At 45.1% G+C, this 16764-nt stretch carries 16 protein-coding genes; 11 read left to right on the top strand and 5 right to left on the bottom strand.

From position 1 onward, the window contains the following. Positions 1–1591 precede the first annotated feature (1591 nt). A complete protein-coding gene (locus tag ASV53_RS01550; RefSeq protein ID WP_062690226.1) occupies positions 1592–1897 on the bottom strand; it encodes a DUF3301 domain-containing protein in 306 nt (101 codons plus the stop codon). 57 nt (positions 1898–1954) lie between these two features. Next, a complete protein-coding gene (locus ASV53_RS01545; protein WP_062690227.1) occupies positions 1955–3001 on the bottom strand; it encodes a DUF3549 family protein in 1047 nt (348 codons plus the stop codon). Between the two features lie 95 nt (positions 3002–3096). Between ASV53_RS01545 and ASV53_RS01540 the strand changes: the two genes are divergently transcribed. From ASV53_RS01540 to ASV53_RS01530, 3 genes are all read left to right on the top strand, one after another. Next, positions 3097–3417 carry a YqcC family protein gene (locus tag ASV53_RS01540; protein WP_094955838.1) on the top strand — a complete coding sequence of 107 codons (321 nt, stop codon included), beginning with the start codon at positions 3097–3099 and terminating at the stop codon, positions 3415–3417. 4 nt (positions 3418–3421) lie between these two features. Beyond that, the gene (gene truC, locus ASV53_RS01535; RefSeq protein WP_094955837.1) at positions 3422–4165 is read left to right on the top strand and encodes a tRNA pseudouridine(65) synthase TruC; all 744 of its coding nucleotides are present in this window, start codon (positions 3422–3424) and stop codon (positions 4163–4165) included. A 98-nt stretch (positions 4166–4263) separates the two neighbouring features. Continuing rightward, entirely contained in the window at positions 4264–4719 is a 456-nt protein-coding gene (locus tag ASV53_RS01530) for a flavodoxin (RefSeq protein ID WP_062690229.1), read from the top strand. 137 nt (positions 4720–4856) lie between these two features. Here ASV53_RS01530 and ASV53_RS01525 read toward each other — a convergent pair whose 3' ends face one another. The 3 genes from ASV53_RS01525 to map all read right to left on the bottom strand — a co-directional run bounded on the left by ASV53_RS01525 (position 4857) and on the right by map (position 8938). Beyond that, positions 4857–5237, bottom strand: a complete 381-nt coding sequence (locus ASV53_RS01525) for a DUF3461 family protein (RefSeq protein ID WP_062690230.1) — start codon at positions 5235–5237, stop codon at positions 4857–4859. Between the two features lie 191 nt (positions 5238–5428). After that, on the bottom strand, positions 5429–8035 hold the full coding sequence (gene glnD / locus ASV53_RS01520) for a bifunctional uridylyltransferase/uridylyl-removing protein GlnD (RefSeq protein ID WP_062690231.1): 2607 nt from the start codon (positions 8033–8035) through the stop codon (positions 5429–5431). 72 nt (positions 8036–8107) lie between these two features. Beyond that, complete coding sequence (gene map, locus ASV53_RS01515; protein ID WP_094955836.1) at positions 8108–8938, bottom strand: type I methionyl aminopeptidase; 831 nt, start codon at positions 8936–8938, stop codon at positions 8108–8110. A 318-nt stretch (positions 8939–9256) separates the two neighbouring features. On the opposite strand from map, the gene rpsB reads away from it, so the two are divergent. The 8 genes from rpsB to rseP all read left to right on the top strand — a co-directional run bounded on the left by rpsB (position 9257) and on the right by rseP (position 16737). After that, a complete protein-coding gene (gene rpsB, locus ASV53_RS01510; RefSeq protein ID WP_062690233.1) occupies positions 9257–9979 on the top strand; it encodes a 30S ribosomal protein S2 in 723 nt (240 codons plus the stop codon). Positions 9980–10097: 118 nt separating this feature from the next. Beyond that, positions 10098–10943 (top strand): translation elongation factor Ts, encoded by an 846-nt coding sequence (tsf, locus tag ASV53_RS01505; protein ID WP_094955835.1) that lies wholly within the window; start codon positions 10098–10100, stop codon positions 10941–10943. A gap of 90 nt (positions 10944–11033) precedes the next feature. Further along, positions 11034–11762 (top strand): UMP kinase, encoded by a 729-nt coding sequence (gene pyrH / locus ASV53_RS01500; protein WP_062690234.1) that lies wholly within the window; start codon positions 11034–11036, stop codon positions 11760–11762. A 59-nt stretch (positions 11763–11821) separates the two neighbouring features. Continuing rightward, positions 11822–12379 (top strand): ribosome recycling factor, encoded by a 558-nt coding sequence (gene frr, locus ASV53_RS01495; RefSeq protein ID WP_094955834.1) that lies wholly within the window; start codon positions 11822–11824, stop codon positions 12377–12379. Between the two features lie 76 nt (positions 12380–12455). Then, complete coding sequence (uppS, locus tag ASV53_RS01490) at positions 12456–13220, top strand: undecaprenyl pyrophosphate synthase (protein WP_062690235.1); 765 nt, start codon at positions 12456–12458, stop codon at positions 13218–13220. A gap of 24 nt (positions 13221–13244) precedes the next feature. Continuing rightward, positions 13245–14087, top strand: coding sequence for a phosphatidate cytidylyltransferase (locus ASV53_RS01485; RefSeq protein ID WP_062690236.1), 843 nt, complete (start codon positions 13245–13247; stop codon positions 14085–14087). Between the two features lie 65 nt (positions 14088–14152). Next, positions 14153–15349, top strand: coding sequence for a 1-deoxy-D-xylulose-5-phosphate reductoisomerase (ispC, locus tag ASV53_RS01480; protein ID WP_094955833.1), 1197 nt, complete (start codon positions 14153–14155; stop codon positions 15347–15349). Beyond that, positions 15346–16737 carry a sigma E protease regulator RseP gene (gene rseP / locus ASV53_RS01475; protein WP_062690238.1) on the top strand — a complete coding sequence of 464 codons (1392 nt, stop codon included), beginning with the start codon at positions 15346–15348 and terminating at the stop codon, positions 16735–16737. The genes ispC and rseP overlap by 4 nt, the downstream gene beginning before the upstream one ends. Positions 16738–16764 lie beyond the last annotated feature (27 nt).

Raw genomic sequence — 16764 nt, 5'->3', positions numbered from 1 at the left:
GGGAACACCTCTAGGACAGAGGCATAAAGGATTCACTTCAGGATGAAGTCAGGGAACACCTCTAGGACAGAGGCATAAGGGATTCACTTCAGGACGAAGTCAGGGAACACCTCTAGGACAGAGGCATAAGGGATTCACTTCAGGATGAAGTCAGGGAACACCTCTAGGACAGAGGCATAAAGGATTCACTTCAGGATGAAGTCAGGGAACACCTCTAGGACAGAGGCATAAAGGATTCGCTTCAGGACGAAGTCAGGGAACACCTCTAGGATAGAGGCATAAAGGATCACTTCAGGATGAAGTAAGGGATACCTCCAGGATGGAGCGAGAGTCGACATAGGATGTGGCGACGGGTCAAGGAACAACCGAAGGACAACTCTAGGATAGAGATTAGGAATTACGCTTGGAAATAAGCTAATCATGGATTGATGCAGGGAGCACCATAGTAGCGGGATTGCTGCATGTAAGACCTAAGGGCGCAACAGAAATGTTGCGCCCGTTCTTTTTCTACTATTTAGATCTATCTTGTTCGCCTCCACGTTTATCTGTGTCTTCTCTTTTTTACCGCTATTTCCTACTCTTATTTTGCTTTTATTGCTGTTTTACTTCATTCATTCATTCATTGTATTGATTGGTTTGGCTATCGCTACCCCTACCAATATCTGATCACTTTGTGCGAGATCTCTTACAAAGGTGTGGGATAAAGCAATGATTCCTTGCTATAAAAGAGATGCTGACTTTATTAAGTTACTGTTATTTATAGCTTTATTTTTTTATGGTCTTTTTCTTAATATAAAGATACGAATAAGTTTTTTCTTACATGGGTTCAATCTGCAGTGGATCAGCGTAATCTTATTGGTGTCGGAAGGAACTGACGGAACGGAACAGGAAATAGCCAAGGATTTGGGCAGTCTCAGGATGAGACCGATGTATTAGGATGATATATCGTACATGGACTGTGAAGGGAAAGCCGAAGGATTCGGTAATAGTAAGTTAGGATTACTTACTGGTCAGGATGACAAATGGACCACTTCAGGATGAAGTTAGGGACACCTCTAGGATAGAGGCATAAAGGAACACTTCAGGACGAAGTAAAGGACACCTCCAGGACGGAGACGAGAGTCGGATCAGGATGAAACGACGGGTCAAGGTAAGGCCAAAGGACAACTTCAGGATGAAGAATTAAGGATTACGCTGACGGATTACAGCGATTCAATGGATGGATGCAGGGAGCACCATAGTAGCGGGATTGCTGCAAGTAAGACCTCAGGGCGCGACGCAAGTCGCGCCCGCTCTTTTTGGGGAAGGAGCGGGAGCGATTCGAGCCCAATACCAAGACAGACAGATATGACCTATTGGTATTATACCAATCTAACTAAGCAACTGATCGTTCTTGCTGGTTAAAATCAATGATAACTGCGTTGTAGATTTTGTAGATAGAACAACTAGCTATCCGCAATCTACGCCTTGTTCTCAGTGATTTTTCCTGCGCAATCACCTGATCATTTACTTACCCAGATTGGTATTACAAAAAAAGCAGCCTTGGCTGCTTTTTTTGTATCTGCTATTTAGTGATTGGTCGATATTAGGGCTAATACTCATCCGGTAAACGGTGAGGTGGCACATAAAAACGCATAGGTCTAAACCCTTTCATTACTATGTACCCTTGATAATAGTCTTGCCCATCAGCCGAAAATTCAAACCAATATACGGTATGCCAGTGCCATTGTTGCTCATCACGCAGCTTATGCGATCCTCGGGCTGTACTGAGTAGCTGTAAGCCTAACTTTTCACAGCGTTGCTCTATAAATTTCTGCGCCAATTCCGTTTGGCGGCGTTGTTGCCAAAACAGAAAACAGCCAAACGATACTGTGACAATCCAAAATAAATTGGTCAAATTATCTTCCTTGTAAACCACATTTAACGGCTAATACCCATAGCTTGCAGCGAGTTACTACTGACTACGTGCATGCTGCTGTAACTGAGTAATGGCAGTTACGAGTTCAGGGTTTGCTTGGCTATGAAGTACTTGCAACATGATGCCACGCAATAAAGGCAACATGACTAAGTCGGTAAATAGCTGATTAAACAACACTTGGTCATTAGTTTGAGCCAAGCGTAATAAAAACTCACCGGCAGTATCAGTATGCGTTAAGCCATTCCAGCAGCGCCCTGCAATTGCGACCAGCACTTCTGGGTGGCACAGCTTTGGTTGGCTCAGTACCGCTTTTAAGGCAAGGTTGAGTTGTTGGGCGTCAATTCCTGCCATTGCACGCAATAATGCAGCAATCAGGAATAGGTCGGGCTCAGCTTGTTCGCATTCAAGGTTGAGGCGCTCTTGTAATCGTTCTGCGAGGCTTTGCGGTAATTCACAATGCTCTAAGCAACCGAGTAATGCATATAACGGTGTCATTGGTAGCTTATTGATGCCTTTACGGAGCAGAGTGGTATTGTTTTCTTGTTTCATGCGAGCACAGACATCAGCCAAACCTTGTAAACCAACGGCTTGCCATTGCTCCCAGCCTAAGTCACCAGTGAGGTAATGTTGAGCGTGTTCATAGTACTGGCTAGAGGAAAGCGATAAGCGTTGGCGAAGCTGAGCATGAAAGATTGCCATCTTGTCGTCGCTAGGTTTGAAGGTGTAAGGGTTTGCAGCTAGCTTTTCTTGTTCTTCTTCCGTTGGCTCACTGTTGAGTGTTGCGCCCATGGCTTCAATCACATACTTGATGAAGTCGCCTACAGCAGCTTGCTTTAGAAGACCACGTTCATCAAGCGGTAAGCGTAAGAACCAAATCCAAGGTGTATTACCTGCTTGCCAAAAAGAAATGGATAAATGAGCATGCTGTTGCAATGGCCATGGATAAGGTTGGCGGTTTTCTTCGACGGCTTTAAATTGCTCAACATTGATTTCGCAAACGCGGCGGCCAAGATCAAAAATTTTGTATTGGCAGCCGGCATTGTCTAACAGTTGGGTGAGGGTATGAAAATTATCCATGGACATCTTTGATTACTCCTAAATGGTTCTTTGATTATATGGACTCTGCGTGCGAGATGGTATCCTTGCGCGCCTGAATTCATCGCACTGGGATAAATGACGTGGATAAATACCTTCATTGCCAACAATTACTGGGAAAGTTGCAGCAAACTATGCAACAACATCAACAATGGGATGCGTGTTCACCGAGTGCGCAGGCATTGGCAAGTATTGAGCCGTTTGCGATAGATACCTTGTCGTGCTCCCAGTGGTTACAGTGGATTTTCATCCCTAAAATGACCCTGTTGGTGAGCCAGCATTTACCGCTGCCTAGTCAGTTTGAGATTGCTCCCTATGTGGAAGAGGCGATGAAAAACGAACAAGGTTACGAGGCTATGCTTGCTGTGTGCCATGAATTCGATCATTTACTAAAAGCGAAGTGAGCTAATGGAACTCGAAATTTTATTCCAAGATGAATATTTAGTGGCGGTGAATAAGCCCGCAGGTATGTTAGTGCACCGATCTTGGCTCGATAGCCATGAAACGCAGTTTGTAATGCAAACATTGCGTGATCAAATTGGTCAGCATGTATTCCCGTTACACCGTCTTGATCGTCCAACATCGGGTGTGTTGATCTTCGGGCTATCGAGTGAAATTGCGGCACAAATGATGCCATTATTTGCAGGACGAGATATTCATAAAACGTACCATGCCGTGGTGCGCGGTTGGGTAAAAGAGGCGGCAGTATTAGATTATCCACTGAAAAAAGAGTTGGATAAAATCGCCGATAAACACGCCAAAGAAGAACAAGAAGCGCAAGAGGCGGTAACTGCATATTGTCCACTCGCAACCGTTGAAACAAACATTGCAGTGGGTCGCTATAATACCAGCCGCTATTGTTTGGTTGAAATGAAGCCGGAAACTGGCCGTAAACATCAGCTTCGTCGCCATATGCACCATTTAAGTCACCATATTATTGGTGATGTGAACCACGGTGATGGTCGTCATAATCGTATGTTTCGTGAAAATTATGATTGCCACCGCCTGATGCTACACGCATCTCGCTTGCAGTTTGCACATCCGATTACAGGCGAAGCGTTAGACATCCGCGCCAATGTTGATGAGCCATGGCTACGAGTGATGACGGCGTTTGACTGGCCTATTTCTTTAATGTGTGTTGCTGAAAGCTAACGATTAACCGCTTAAATTGTTTGCAACTTTTACTAATGCCGACCACTCTAATACTAAAGGAATGTAATTGTCAGCCTGAGAGGCTAAGCGAGGAAGCGATGGCAAAAATTGGCGTGTTCGTCGGCTCGGTATTTGGTGGCGCGGAAGATGTCGCAGAAGAAGTCGCAGCAAAATTAAATGAAAGCGGCCATTTAACCCAAGTCTATCTTGACCCTGAATTGAGCGATTTAGTCGCCTATCAGCAAGATATAGTGTTGGTGATTTCATCAACCACAGGGCAGGGTGAGATCCCCGATAACTTGATGCCATTGTTTATGGCGTTAAGCGATCAATTCCCGTTAATGCCTGCGATGCATTATGGTGTGGTTGCCTTAGGTGATTCTAGCTATGGCGAAGATCGCTACTGTGGTGGTGGCCGTCAGTTTGATGAGTTGCTACAGCAGTTGCAGGCTAAACCACTCGCACCGCGGTTAGACGTTGATGCTTGTGTTAACTTCGATGCACTAGAAGTGGTGATCCCTTGGCTTGGTGGGCTATTGAAGAAAGTCGCCTAAATTGTTTCTTATCACGATAACAATGACGAACATAAACACAATGACCATTAAGATGCTGTTGTGAGCGTGGCATATAAAAGCACATGGCCAATATAAAGGCGATGTGCTTTTTTGTTGGAGAGGGTGGCGGCTAGCGACTATTTTAGCTTTTCGAGATCGGCTTCGATCTCTGCAATTTTATGGCTAACCACTTGTTCTAAGTGGCGAAGATCACCTAATATTTTTTTCTTAACATCCACTTCTACATGTTTGCGTTTCGTGATTTTATCAAGCTCATCAATGATATGAGTTAGGTTTCGATTGATCTCTGTAACTTCTTTGTATTCTCGGCTACCACTGTTTACTACAACAGATTTGCGTTGGCGTGGAAATTTGAATTTCACACTTTTTGCGAACAGCTCGCCTTTTCGTTTTTTAAAGTAAATTTTAAGAATATCGTTCGCGGCTTCTTGGCGAAGGCTATAGCGTTCGATAGTTTCTGGAAGTTCGATGCCAATGCCGGTGAGGTTTGGGTACATAAAGGCCTCATGTATGGGGTACGGTGGGAGAGAAATGTTGCAATACCAATCTATTCATCATCTAAGTAAATTGGCGATTCTTGTTTGAATAATGTAGCAAGATTGTAAGTTGGACGCTTGCTAAGAGGGCGGGATATGTGGACAAGATCGCCCTTACTCATTTTAAAATCAGTAAGGGCTGATAGGGAGGATTAGTCGTGATGGTCGAGTTTAGCGATCAACTCAGCTTTGAGTACCAGCTGCTCGTCATCCGTTAATTGGCTGCCATGTTCATTAACCACGATGAAAAAGTCTTCTGCGCGTTCACCTATGGTGGTGATTTTTGCGGCTTGTAAGCTGATACGCAGTTTAGCAAAGACGGCACCAATTTTAGCTAATAGCCCTGGCATATCGAGCGCGACTAATTCCATCATGGTTTTCTTACCTGTTTTGGTCGGTAAGAAATCGACTTTGGTTTTGACGTTAAAGTGCAGTAATTTACGTGGCGCGCGTTTCTTTTTACGATCTGACTTCATGTGTGTTAACGCATTCACCAGTGCGCGACGTACTGTATTATGGCGATTTTCATTCAGGGTTTTCCCTGTGGGATCGAGAACCATAAAGGTATCTAATGCATAGCCATCTTTACTGGTCATGATTTGGGCGTCGTGCACGCTCAAATTCTTCTTGTCGAGCTCTGAGACCACAATCGAAAAGAGCTTAGGCTTGTCTTTACAATAAACAAAGACCTCAGTGCCGCCTCTCGTGGATTTCTTACTGAGTAAAATCAATGGTTTTTCATGGTCATGCTGCAACATAGCTTCGGCATGCCATGCCAATTGTTTATGGGTATGTCGTAAGAAGTAATCCGCTTTAAAGCGTTGCCATAAGACTTCTATTTCACGTGGTGCAAAGTTTTGGCTGCGCAGTAACGCAGACGCTAAATGTTGATTGTGGCGGATACGTTCTCGTATATCGGGCGGATTTTCTAATCCGCGACGCAGTGCCTTTTGAGTTGAGTAATACAGCTCTGCCAGTAGTGTGCGCTTCCAGCTATTCCACAGATCTTGGTTCGTGGCACAAATGTCGGCAACGGTGAGGCAAATAAGGTAATCCAGTCGTTCTTCATCACGGACTATTTTGGCGAATGTAGTAACGACTTCTGGGTCGTAAATATCACGGCGCTGCGCGGTCACTGACATCAGTAGGTGGTGTTTGACTAACCAAGAGACAATGTTGGCTTCTGGGCGAGATAAACCATGCAAGATACAGAAATCATAAGCTTCGATAGCCCCCAACTCTGAGTGGTCCCCACCGCGTCCTTTGGCGATATCATGGAAAATCGCCGCGATAAGCAGTAACTCTTTTTTGATGATCCTTGGGTACACTTCGCAGCAAATTGGGTGGCGTTCACGGTTTTCTGGATCGTTAAATTTATTAATATTTTTGAGTACGCGGACACTATGTTCATCGACGGTATAGACATGAAAGAGATCAAACTGCATTTGACCTACAATTTGGCTCCACTGCGGTAAATATGACGACAAAATACCGTGGCGATGCATCAACCTAAAGGCTTTTTGCAGGGCGTTGGGTTGACGGATCAACTCCATGAACTTCTCACGAGCTGCTGGAATATCAACGAGGAAAAGGTTAAGACGACGGCGAGCTGTACGCAGTTGGCGTAAAGTGGGTGCGGCGATACCTTCTATGCTGGAGTTTTCCGCAACGTGTTGGCACATGTCTAAAATGGTTTCAGGGCGCGCCTGAAATAGGGCCGGTTTAGTGGCTTCGATTAAATGCCCGCGAATGTGAAAATCATCACTTAATACAATGACTTCACGTTCTTCGCGATTATTCAAAATAGCCTGATCAAATAACTGCAATAGCATTTTATTGAGTTCTAACACCCGTCTCAGGGTACGGTAGAACTCTTTCATCATCATTTCAACGCCACGGTTCCCTTCAGCGATGAAACCTAGGTTTTCAGCAACAGAAGCTTGGTGGCCAAAGGTGAGTCGATTGTCGTAGCGACGTAGCTCGATGTGCAGTGCAAATCTAATTTGCCATAAAGCGGTTTGGCATTCAGCGAGCTCTCGGTATTCAGCGTCGGTGAGAAAGCCAAATCGACTCATTTCCAATAGGCTGGTGGCACCAAAGTGACGACGAGCGATCCAACTTAAGGTGTGAATATCGCGCAGGCCACCGGGGCTAGATTTAATATCCGGTTCTAAGTTGTAAGTGGTATCGTGATAACGGGCATGACGCTTTTTTTGTTCATCAAGTTTTGCTTGAAAGAAGACCTCACTGGGCCAGAAGTCTGTCGCGTGTATACGTTCTTCGAGTTGTAGGAATGTTTCTTCACAGCCGCAGATCTGACGCGCTTCTTGCAAATTAGTTGCCACGGTTAAGTCATCAGAACCAATCTCGATACATTGTTCGACAGTACGTACGCTGTGGCCGACGTCGAGTCGTAAATCCCAAAGAAGGGTTAAGTATTGGCTGACTTTTTCGCCGATTGCTTCATCAAGTGCAGTCTGACTCAGTATGAGGATATCGACATCTGAAAGTGGGTGTAATTCACCTCGACCATAACCACCGACTGCAATGAGTGCGAGACCGGGTAACTCATGGAATTGAAAGTTGCGCCATAATCGATGGAGCAAGCTATCAATAAAATGAGAACGAGCATGCACCAGTTCTGTAACTGGACTTCGTGCGAGAAATTGGTCTTTTTGCAACTCTGCAAACTGCTCGAGCTCATCGCGTAGATGCTGTGGGTTACAGTCATGATTATAGTGAGTTGAAGAATCAGTCATTGCTGTCCATGCCATATGATGAAGGTCGGGATGTGCTTATAAAAAAGCCGACGTTATCGTCGGCTTTTTTTATTATGCGTTGTTTACAAAGCGAGGTAATGATTCCTCTTTGCGAAGGGTTAACACTTCGCAACCTGTTTCCGTTACCAGCAATGTGTGTTCCCATTGCGCCGAATTTTTACCGTCGACGGTGTAAACTGTCCAGCCATCTTCGTCATCGACTAAACAACCAAATTTACCCGCATTGATCATAGGTTCAATCGTGAAACACATGCCCGCTTTAAGTACTGTGCGGTCATTGTTTTTGTAGTGAACCACTTGCGGCTCTTCGTGGAATTCGTTGCCAATGCCATGGCCACAGAAATCTTTCACGATAGAGAAACGGCTGTTACCGTTTTTGATGAACTTTTGAATAGCTGTACCAATTTCGCCTAGTTTCGCACCAGGTTTTACTTTCTTAATTGCAAGGTACAGGCTTTCTTGTGCCACGCGGCAAAGACGTTTGTTTTCAAGTGATGCTTCACCCACTTCAAACATCTTAGAGGTGTCACCATGGTAACCGTCTTTGATAACCGTGATATCAATGTTCACAATATCGCCATCTTTAAGGATCGCTGGTTTACCAAATTTTTGGCCTTCGTTACCATCTTTCTCAGCCGGAATACCGTGACACACGATGTGGTTGATTGACGTACAGATAGATTTCGGGAAGCCGTGGTAGTTAAGCGGAGCTGGGATACAACCTTGCTCTTTGGTGATGTACTCGTGACAGATGCGGTCAAGCTCTTCTGTCGTCACGCCCGGTTTTACGTGAGGTTCAATCATTTCTAATACGTCAGCAGCTAATTGACCTGCTACGCGCATTTTTTCGATTTCTTCCTGCGTTTTGATCTTGATAGTCATTCAATCTTCTCTACGAATTACGGTTTACCTCTCATGTTATCAGCGAGGGGGCAATATGAAAACCAAGTTTCGCTCTAGAGCTAGATTTGGCTGGATTATTGGTGGCTTTATATGGTATAAAGCGCGCCGTAAATGTACTAATTCAGGTTGAAGCTTCGCACTTCACTGGGTTAGTTGCGTTTGCACTAAACTTTATTAATCACTCACACATATCGACACATGCTCCGGGGTGCCCGCTGTTATTTCGCTTAGGCAAATGCAGAAAGAGGGTCGGTAGGATGGGATATGTGGACGCCTAACCCCATAGAGGAATATTCAATGGCAACTGTATCAATGCGCGACATGCTTCAAGCTGGTGTTCACTTCGGTCACCAAACTCGTTACTGGAACCCAAAAATGAAGCCTTTCATTTTCGGTGCTCGTAACAAAGTACACATCATCAACCTAGAAAAAACTGTACCAATGTTTAACGACGCTCTAGCTGAAATCAACAAGATTGCAGCTCGTAAAGGTAAAGTTCTTTTTGTTGGTACTAAGCGCGCAGCCAGCGAATCAATTAAAGAAGCAGCTGTAAGCTGTGACCAGTTCTACGTAAACAACCGCTGGTTAGGCGGTATGTTGACTAACTGGAAAACTGTTCGTCAGTCAATCAAACGTCTAAAAGATCTAGAAGTTCAGTCAGCAGACGGTACTTTCGACAAGCTAACCAAGAAAGAAGCGCTTATGCGTACTCGTGAAATGGAAAAGCTTGAAAAATCTCTTGGCGGTATCAAAAACATGGCTGGCCTACCAGACGCTATGTTTGTAATCGATGCTGATCACGAACACATCGCAATTAAAGAAGCTAACAACCTGGGTATCCCAGTATTTGCTGTTGTAGATACTAACTCTAACCCAGACGGCGTAGACTTCGTTATCCCTGGTAACGATGACGCAATCCGCTCTATCCAGCTTTACACTGGTGCGGTAGCGACAACTGTTACAGAAGCACGTAACCAAGATATCGTAGCGCAAGCTGAAGAAGGCTACGTAGCTGAGTAATAGCCAAGCTCCTTTATTTGAGCTTCTTAAGTTACCTTGCGTAAACTAAGAATGGTTAGCAGGGGCCTACTTAGGCCCCTGATTTTTATATCAAGTATTTAAAACTGAGGATATGACAATGGCAACAGTTACAGCTGCCCTAGTTAAAGAACTGCGCGAACGTACTGCCGCAGGCATGATGGAATGTAAGAAAGCACTTGTTGAAGCAAATGCTGACATCGAGCTAGCAATTGAAAATATGCGTAAGAGCGGTGCTGCAAAGGCTGCTAAAAAAGCAGGTAACGTTGCTGCTGAAGGTACAATCTTAATTAAAGATGCAGACGGCGTTGCCGCTCTTCTTGAAGTTAACTGTCAAACTGACTTCGTAGCTAAAGATGTTAACTTCCTAGCATTCGCTAACGAAGTACTAGATGCAGCACTAGCTGAGCGTCTAGACATCGCTGCACTTCAAGCTAAGTTTGAAGACGCACGTATCGCTCTAGTAACTAAAATCGGCGAGAACATCTCTATCCGTCGCGTTGAGTTCATCGAAGGCGCTAAAGTTGGTTCTTACCGTCACGGCGACCGTATTGGTGTTGTTGTTGCTGGTGAAGCTGACGAAGAAACGATCAAGCACGTTGCAATGCACATCGCTGCATCTAAGCCTGAGTTCGTTAACCCTGAAGACGTTCCAGCTGAAGTAGTTGAGAAAGAGAAAGCAATCCAAGTAGCTATCGCTGTTGAATCTGGCAAGCCACAAGAGATTGCAGAGAAAATGGTTGTTGGCCGCATGAAGAAATTCACTGGCGAAGTTTCTCTAACTGGTCAAGCATTCATCATGGACCCATCTCAAACTGTTGGTCAAATGCTGAAAGCTAAAGGCGCTACAGTAACTAACTTCATCCGTCTTGAAGTTGGTGAAGGTATCGAGAAAGCTCAAGAAATGAGCTTCGCTGACGAAGTAGCAGCTGTACAGAAGGGTTAATCCTTCTTGTAAGAACTCTAAAGACCGTAGCCAAGGCTGCGGTCTTTTTACAACTCCATATCTCAATTGTAAGCCTGGAAGGTAATCCTAATGACCACAAACCCTAAACCGACTTATCAACGAATCTTACTTAAACTGAGTGGCGAAGCGCTACAAGGCGAAGAAGGTTTTGGTATCGACGCACAAGTTCTTGACCGTATGGCACAAGAAGTTAAAGAACTGATTGAACTGGGTGTACAAGTTGGTCTTGTTATCGGTGGTGGTAACTTGTTCCGTGGTGCTGGTCTTGCTGAAGCGGGTATGAACCGAGTTGTGGGCGACCACATGGGCATGCTAGCAACTGTTATGAATGGTCTTGCGATGCGTGACGCACTTCACCGTGCCTATGTGAACGCTCGAGTAATGTCTGCAATTCCTCTAAACGGCGTATGTGACAACTACAACTGGGCTGACGCTATCAGCCAGTTACGTCAAGGTCGTGTTGTGATCTTCTCTGCTGGTACCGGCAACCCATTCTTCACAACTGATTCTGCTGCGTGTCTACGTGGTATTGAAATTGAAGCTGACGTGGTGCTTAAAGCAACGAAAGTTGACGGTGTGTTCACAGATGATCCAGTTAAAAACCCTGATGCTGTTCTTTGTGATAAGCTGGGCTACAATGATGTTCTTGAAAAAGAACTGAAAGTGATGGACTTAGCTGCATTCACTCTTGCTCGTGACCACTCAATGCCTATTCGTGTATTCAACATGAATAAGCCTGGCGCTCTTCGCCGCGTGGTTATGGGTGAGAAAGAAGGCACTCTGATCACTAACGACTAATTTTCGTAAAGGGCTCTAAAGGGCCCTTTATAGTGACCGAATAATCAAGGATATTAATCGTGATTGATGCAATTAAACAAGATGCGCAAGAGCGCATGGCAAAAAGCGTTGATGCGCTAAAAAACCAACTGGCTAAGATTCGTACTGGCCGTGCGCACCCAAGCCTACTAGATACTATTTACGTAGAATACTACGGTGCAAATACACCGCTTAAGCAACTTGCAAACGTTGTTGCTGAAGATTCTCGTACACTGGCGATCACTGTATTCGATAAAGAATTGACGCCTAAAATTGAAAAAGCAATCATGATGTCTGACTTGGGCCTAAACCCAATGTCTGCTGGCACGGTTATCCGTGTTCCACTTCCTGCACTAACAGAAGAGCGTCGTCGCGATCTTGTTAAGATCGTACGTGCTGAAGCTGAGCAAGGTCGTGTTGCTGTTCGTAACATTCGTCGTGACGCTAACGCAGACGTTAAAGGTCTTCTAAAAGACAAAGAAATCTCTGAAGATGATGATCACCGCGCACAAGATGAGATTCAGAAACTGACTGACGTTGCAGTGAAGAACATCGATTCAGTACTTGAAGTTAAAGAAAAAGAGTTAATGGAAGTTTAATTCTTCTCAGCTCATTAGCTTTATGTAAGTTAAAGCGCTGTGCGTGCAGCACAGCGTTTTTTTTTGAGGAAGATTTATGTCGGAATCGACAACTGACACCCCACTGAGCATCGATAGCCTTCCTAAGCATGTTGCAGTGATCATGGATGGCAATGGTCGTTGGGCTAAAGCACAGGGCAAGGCTCGTGTTTTCGGTCATAAAGCAGGTGTTGAGGCTGTTCGTAAAACAGTATCTGTAGCTAATCGTTTTGGCATTAAAGTTGTCACCTTATTCGCGTTTAGCAGTGAAAACTGGCGCCGCCCAGAGGCGGAAGTTTCATTGTTAATGGAACTGTTCATGACGGTATTAGGTCGTGAAGTTAAACGTCTGCACAAAAATAATATTCGTTTGAAAATCATTGGTGATACCAGCCGTTTCAGCCAACGTTTACAAGACAAAATCATGGCAGCTGAAACATTAACCGCAGACAATACCGGCATGGTGTTGAATGTGGCGGCGAACTACGGTGGCCAGTGGGACATCCTTCAAGCAACCAAACGTCTTGCTGTTCAAGTGGCTGAACACGGTTTGACGGCTGAAGATATTACCGAAGATATGTTAGCAGAAGGTTTAACCACCGCAGGGTTACCTGATGTTGATCTATTGATTCGTACCAGTGGTGAATCCCGAATTAGTAATTTCATGCTGTGGCAGATGGCTTATGCTGAAATGTACTTTTGTGAGCAGCACTGGCCAGATTTTAATGACGACAGCTTTGCGAATGCGATGGCATGGTTTGTTAATCGTGAGCGCCGTTTTGGCTGCACCGGTGAGCAGCTCCAGGCATTGCTTCAACAATAAAAAAGATTTTAAAGAGGATGCAGCTTGCTTAAGCAACGAATTATAACGGCATTGATTCTCGCGCCTTTGGTTATTGCGGGTATTTTCTTCCTACCTTTTCCTGCTTTTGTTGTGGCACTTGCCGCGATTACTATGGTGGGCTTTTGGGAATGGACTCAATTTATAAATGGTAACGCTCGCGTCCAAATCGTGAGCCTGTTTACACTGGTATTTGGTGCTTCTTTAGCTGCAATGCCCACTGATGTTACGGCGCTGGCTGCGGTTGGTGATTCCCACCGTGCGATGCTAGCCGTCGGCGGTATTTGGTGGTTAGTGGCTTCTACGTTGGCGATCACTTACCCAAAAAGCGCTAAGCTTTGGTCATCATCGGCATTGTTGAAAGGTGTATTTGGTGTATTGACGTTATTGCCTTTCTTTTGGGGCATTTTACTGCTTCGTGCCGTTAACTATGCTGAATCACCGTATCACGGCTCACAGCTTGTGATGCTGGTATGCTTTATTGTATGGGCGGCAGATACAGGTGCGTATTTCACTGGTAAACGCTTTGGCAAACATAAAATGGCGCCATCAGTTAGCCCGAATAAGACCATCGAAGGTTTAGTCGGCGGAGCTGTATTGGCAATGTTTATTGCTTGGAGTGGTGCTTCACTGATGAACATTCCATTTTCAGGTGTAGGCTCATTACTTGCTATCGCGATGGTGACAGTGGTGATTTCTGTTCTTGGCGATTTGGTTGAAAGTATGTTCAAGCGTGTTGCTGGTATAAAAGATAGCGGCACAATATTACCTGGTCACGGTGGTATCTTAGACCGTATCGACAGTTTAACCGCCGCGCTTCCCGTCTTTGCTCTATTCTACCTTTGGTAGTCATTATCTCCTATTCAAAGGTAGCTACAGTGTAGCTACCTTTTCTAAGCCAAATGAAGTGATATATGCGTAAGTTATCAATCTTAGGTGCTACTGGTTCTATCGGTACAAGCACACTGGCTGTTGCAGCACAAAACCCTGATTTATTTGATGTCGTAGCGCTTGCTGCAGGTTCTAATGCTCAAAAAATGTTTGAGTTGTGCTGCCAGTGGCAGCCGAAATATGTCGCGATGGCTGATGAGTCGGCGGCGAATGCGTTAGCCGCTATGCTGATTGAGCAATCGATGCAAACAATCGTGCTCGCAGGCGAACAGGGACTCTGCAAGGTTGCCTCCCTAGACGAGATTGATACGGTTATGGCAGCCATTGTGGGCGCGGCAGGGTTAATGCCAACCATGGCTGGTGTAAAAGCGGGTAAGCGTATTTTACTGGCGAATAAAGAAGCCTTGGTAATGTCAGGACAAATGTTCATTGATGCTTGCGAACAATATGGTGCTGAATTGCTGCCAGTAGACAGTGAACATAATGCTATCTTTCAATGTTTACCTGCCGAAATTCAACGTCGGATGGGGCGCTGCGACCTGACTGAGCATGGTATCAGCAAGATTTTACTTACAGGCTCTGGCGGTCCGTTTCGTTACACGGATATTGCAGAACTAGATGCAGTAACGCCAGAAATGGCAATTGCACACCCGAATTGGTCAATGGGACCGAAGATTTCGGTGGATTCTGCCACTATGATGAATAAGGGCTTAGAGTACATAGAAGCACGCTGGTTGTTTAATGCTTCGCGTGAACAAATGCAGGTGATTATTCACCCTCAGTCTGTGATCCACTCAATGGTGCAATATAAGGATGGCTCTGTGCTTGCGCAGATGGGGCTACCGGATATGAGAACCCCAATTGCGTGTGCGATGTCCTATCCTGAAAGGGTAGATGCAGGTGTTGCGCCGCTCGATTTTAGCCAAGTGGGTGAGTTTACTTTTTTACAGCCAGATTATGACCGTTACCCTTGTCTGAAATTAGCGATGGATGCGTGTTACAGTGGTCAAGCAGCAACGACGGCACTGAATGCCGCCAATGAAGAAGCGGTTGCAGCATTCTTAGATAAGCGCATTGGCTTTACTGATATTGCTAAAATCAACCACTTAGTCTTAGAAACAGCACCCAAGGAAGAACCAACTGACTTGGAATGTGTGATTGAGCTAGATAGAATGGCACGACTTTTAGCTCAGGAAGAGATTGCTAAGGTAGCAAAATGACAGGCATTTTATGGAATTTAGGCGCATTTCTTGTTGCGCTTGGTGTACTAATCGCAGTCCACGAGTTTGGTCACTTTTGGGTTGCTCGCCGTTGTGGTGTTTTTGTTGAGCGTTTTTCCATCGGTTTTGGTAAGGCAATTTGGCAAAAGAAAGGCAAAGATGGTACTGAATATACCTTAGCGATGATCCCGCTAGGCGGTTACGTCAAAATGCTCGATGAGCGAGTTGATGACGTACCAGAGCATCGTCGTCAGCAAGCGTTCAATAATAAAACGCTGTGGCAGCGCAGTGCGATTGTTGCTGCCGGACCAATAGCAAACTTCATTTTTGCTATTTTTGCTTACTGGGTGGTTTACCTCATTGGTGTGCCTGCAGTTAAGCCCGTGATTGGTGATATTGCGCCGCAATCTATTGCTGCAACTGCAGGAATTGAACCAGGAATGGAACTTAAATCTATTTCAGGTATCAAAACCGCTGATTGGGAATCCGTTAATATGGCGATGATCTCCCATATTGGCGATAAGAAAATGGTGATCACGGCGACGGAACCCGAAGGTGGAGCTACTGTCGAAAGAACATTGGATTTAGAGTATTGGCACTTTGATCCTGAAACTGAGCGTGTAATGACGAGTCTAGGGATGAAACCCTATACCCCAAAGATAACGCTCTCTATTTCACAACTTGTTGACGGCGGTGCAGCTATTGATGCTGATATGCGGTTAAATGATCGTATTACTGCAATTGATGGACAACCTGTGACGCAATGGCAGCAAGTGGTTGATGCTGTACGTTCTCATCCCGAGCAAGCGTTAATTATCGAGGTGAGTCGCCAGAGTCAGTTAGTCGATTCAGCCGAGGTTGCTCCTGAGACTAAGTTAGTGACGTTAACATTAACACCTAAAGCCCGAACCTTAGCTGACGGTGAAGTGATTGGTTACGCTGGTTTTGCCCCTGAGCTTGAACCTTGGCCGGAATCTTACCGTCTTAATTTACAGTTTGGTCCTATTGAAGCTGTAGGCAAAGCAACGGAAAAAACGTGGCAGTTAGTCACATTAACATTTGATATGGTCACTAAACTTGTAACGGGTGATGTGGCTGTAAAAAACCTAAGTGGCCCTATTTCAATTGCAAAAGGTGCTGGAATGACCGCCGACTATGGCTTGGTTTACTTCCTTGGCTTTCTAGCATTGATCAGTGTGAATTTAGGTATTGTGAATTTGTTACCGCTTCCAGTATTAGACGGTGGACACTTGATGTTCTTCGCTATCGAAGCAGTAACACGCCGACCAGTCTCTGAACGCGTTCAGGACATTGGCTACAGAGTGGGCTCAGCCATTTTGGTTGCGTTAATGGCCGTCGCGCTATTCAATGATTTTACCCGCCTTTAATAAATGCGTTTTTAGCAAGGAATAATC

Origin of the sequence: Photobacterium sanguinicancri, assembly GCF_002265265.1 — a bacterium.
In the GTDB taxonomy this organism is placed as follows: Bacteria; Pseudomonadota; Gammaproteobacteria; order Enterobacterales; family Vibrionaceae; genus Photobacterium; species Photobacterium sanguinicancri.
This window is presented reverse-complemented; position numbering and strand designations above follow the sequence as displayed.

Excerpts from the sequence above, each read along its gene's own strand:
- uppS (WP_062690235.1), top strand. The coding sequence starts at position 12,456 with ATGTCGGAATCGACAACTGACACCCCACTGAGCATCGATAGCCTTCCT.
- map (WP_094955836.1), bottom strand. The coding sequence starts at position 8,938 with ATGACTATCAAGATCAAAACGCAGGAAGAAATCGAAAAAATGCGCGTA.
- truC (WP_094955837.1), top strand. The coding sequence starts at position 3,422 with ATGGAACTCGAAATTTTATTCCAAGATGAATATTTAGTGGCGGTGAAT.
- rpsB (WP_062690233.1), top strand. The coding sequence starts at position 9,257 with ATGGCAACTGTATCAATGCGCGACATGCTTCAAGCTGGTGTTCACTTC.
- ASV53_RS01545 (WP_062690227.1), bottom strand. The coding sequence starts at position 3,001 with ATGTCCATGGATAATTTTCATACCCTCACCCAACTGTTAGACAATGCC.
- pyrH (WP_062690234.1), top strand. The coding sequence starts at position 11,034 with ATGACCACAAACCCTAAACCGACTTATCAACGAATCTTACTTAAACTG.
- rseP (WP_062690238.1), top strand. The coding sequence starts at position 15,346 with ATGACAGGCATTTTATGGAATTTAGGCGCATTTCTTGTTGCGCTTGGT.
- glnD (WP_062690231.1), bottom strand. The coding sequence starts at position 8,035 with ATGACTGATTCTTCAACTCACTATAATCATGACTGTAACCCACAGCAT.
- ASV53_RS01525 (WP_062690230.1), bottom strand. The coding sequence starts at position 5,237 with ATGTACCCAAACCTCACCGGCATTGGCATCGAACTTCCAGAAACTATC.
- ASV53_RS01530 (WP_062690229.1), top strand. The coding sequence starts at position 4,264 with ATGGCAAAAATTGGCGTGTTCGTCGGCTCGGTATTTGGTGGCGCGGAA.
- tsf (WP_094955835.1), top strand. The coding sequence starts at position 10,098 with ATGGCAACAGTTACAGCTGCCCTAGTTAAAGAACTGCGCGAACGTACT.
- ispC (WP_094955833.1), top strand. The coding sequence starts at position 14,153 with ATGCGTAAGTTATCAATCTTAGGTGCTACTGGTTCTATCGGTACAAGC.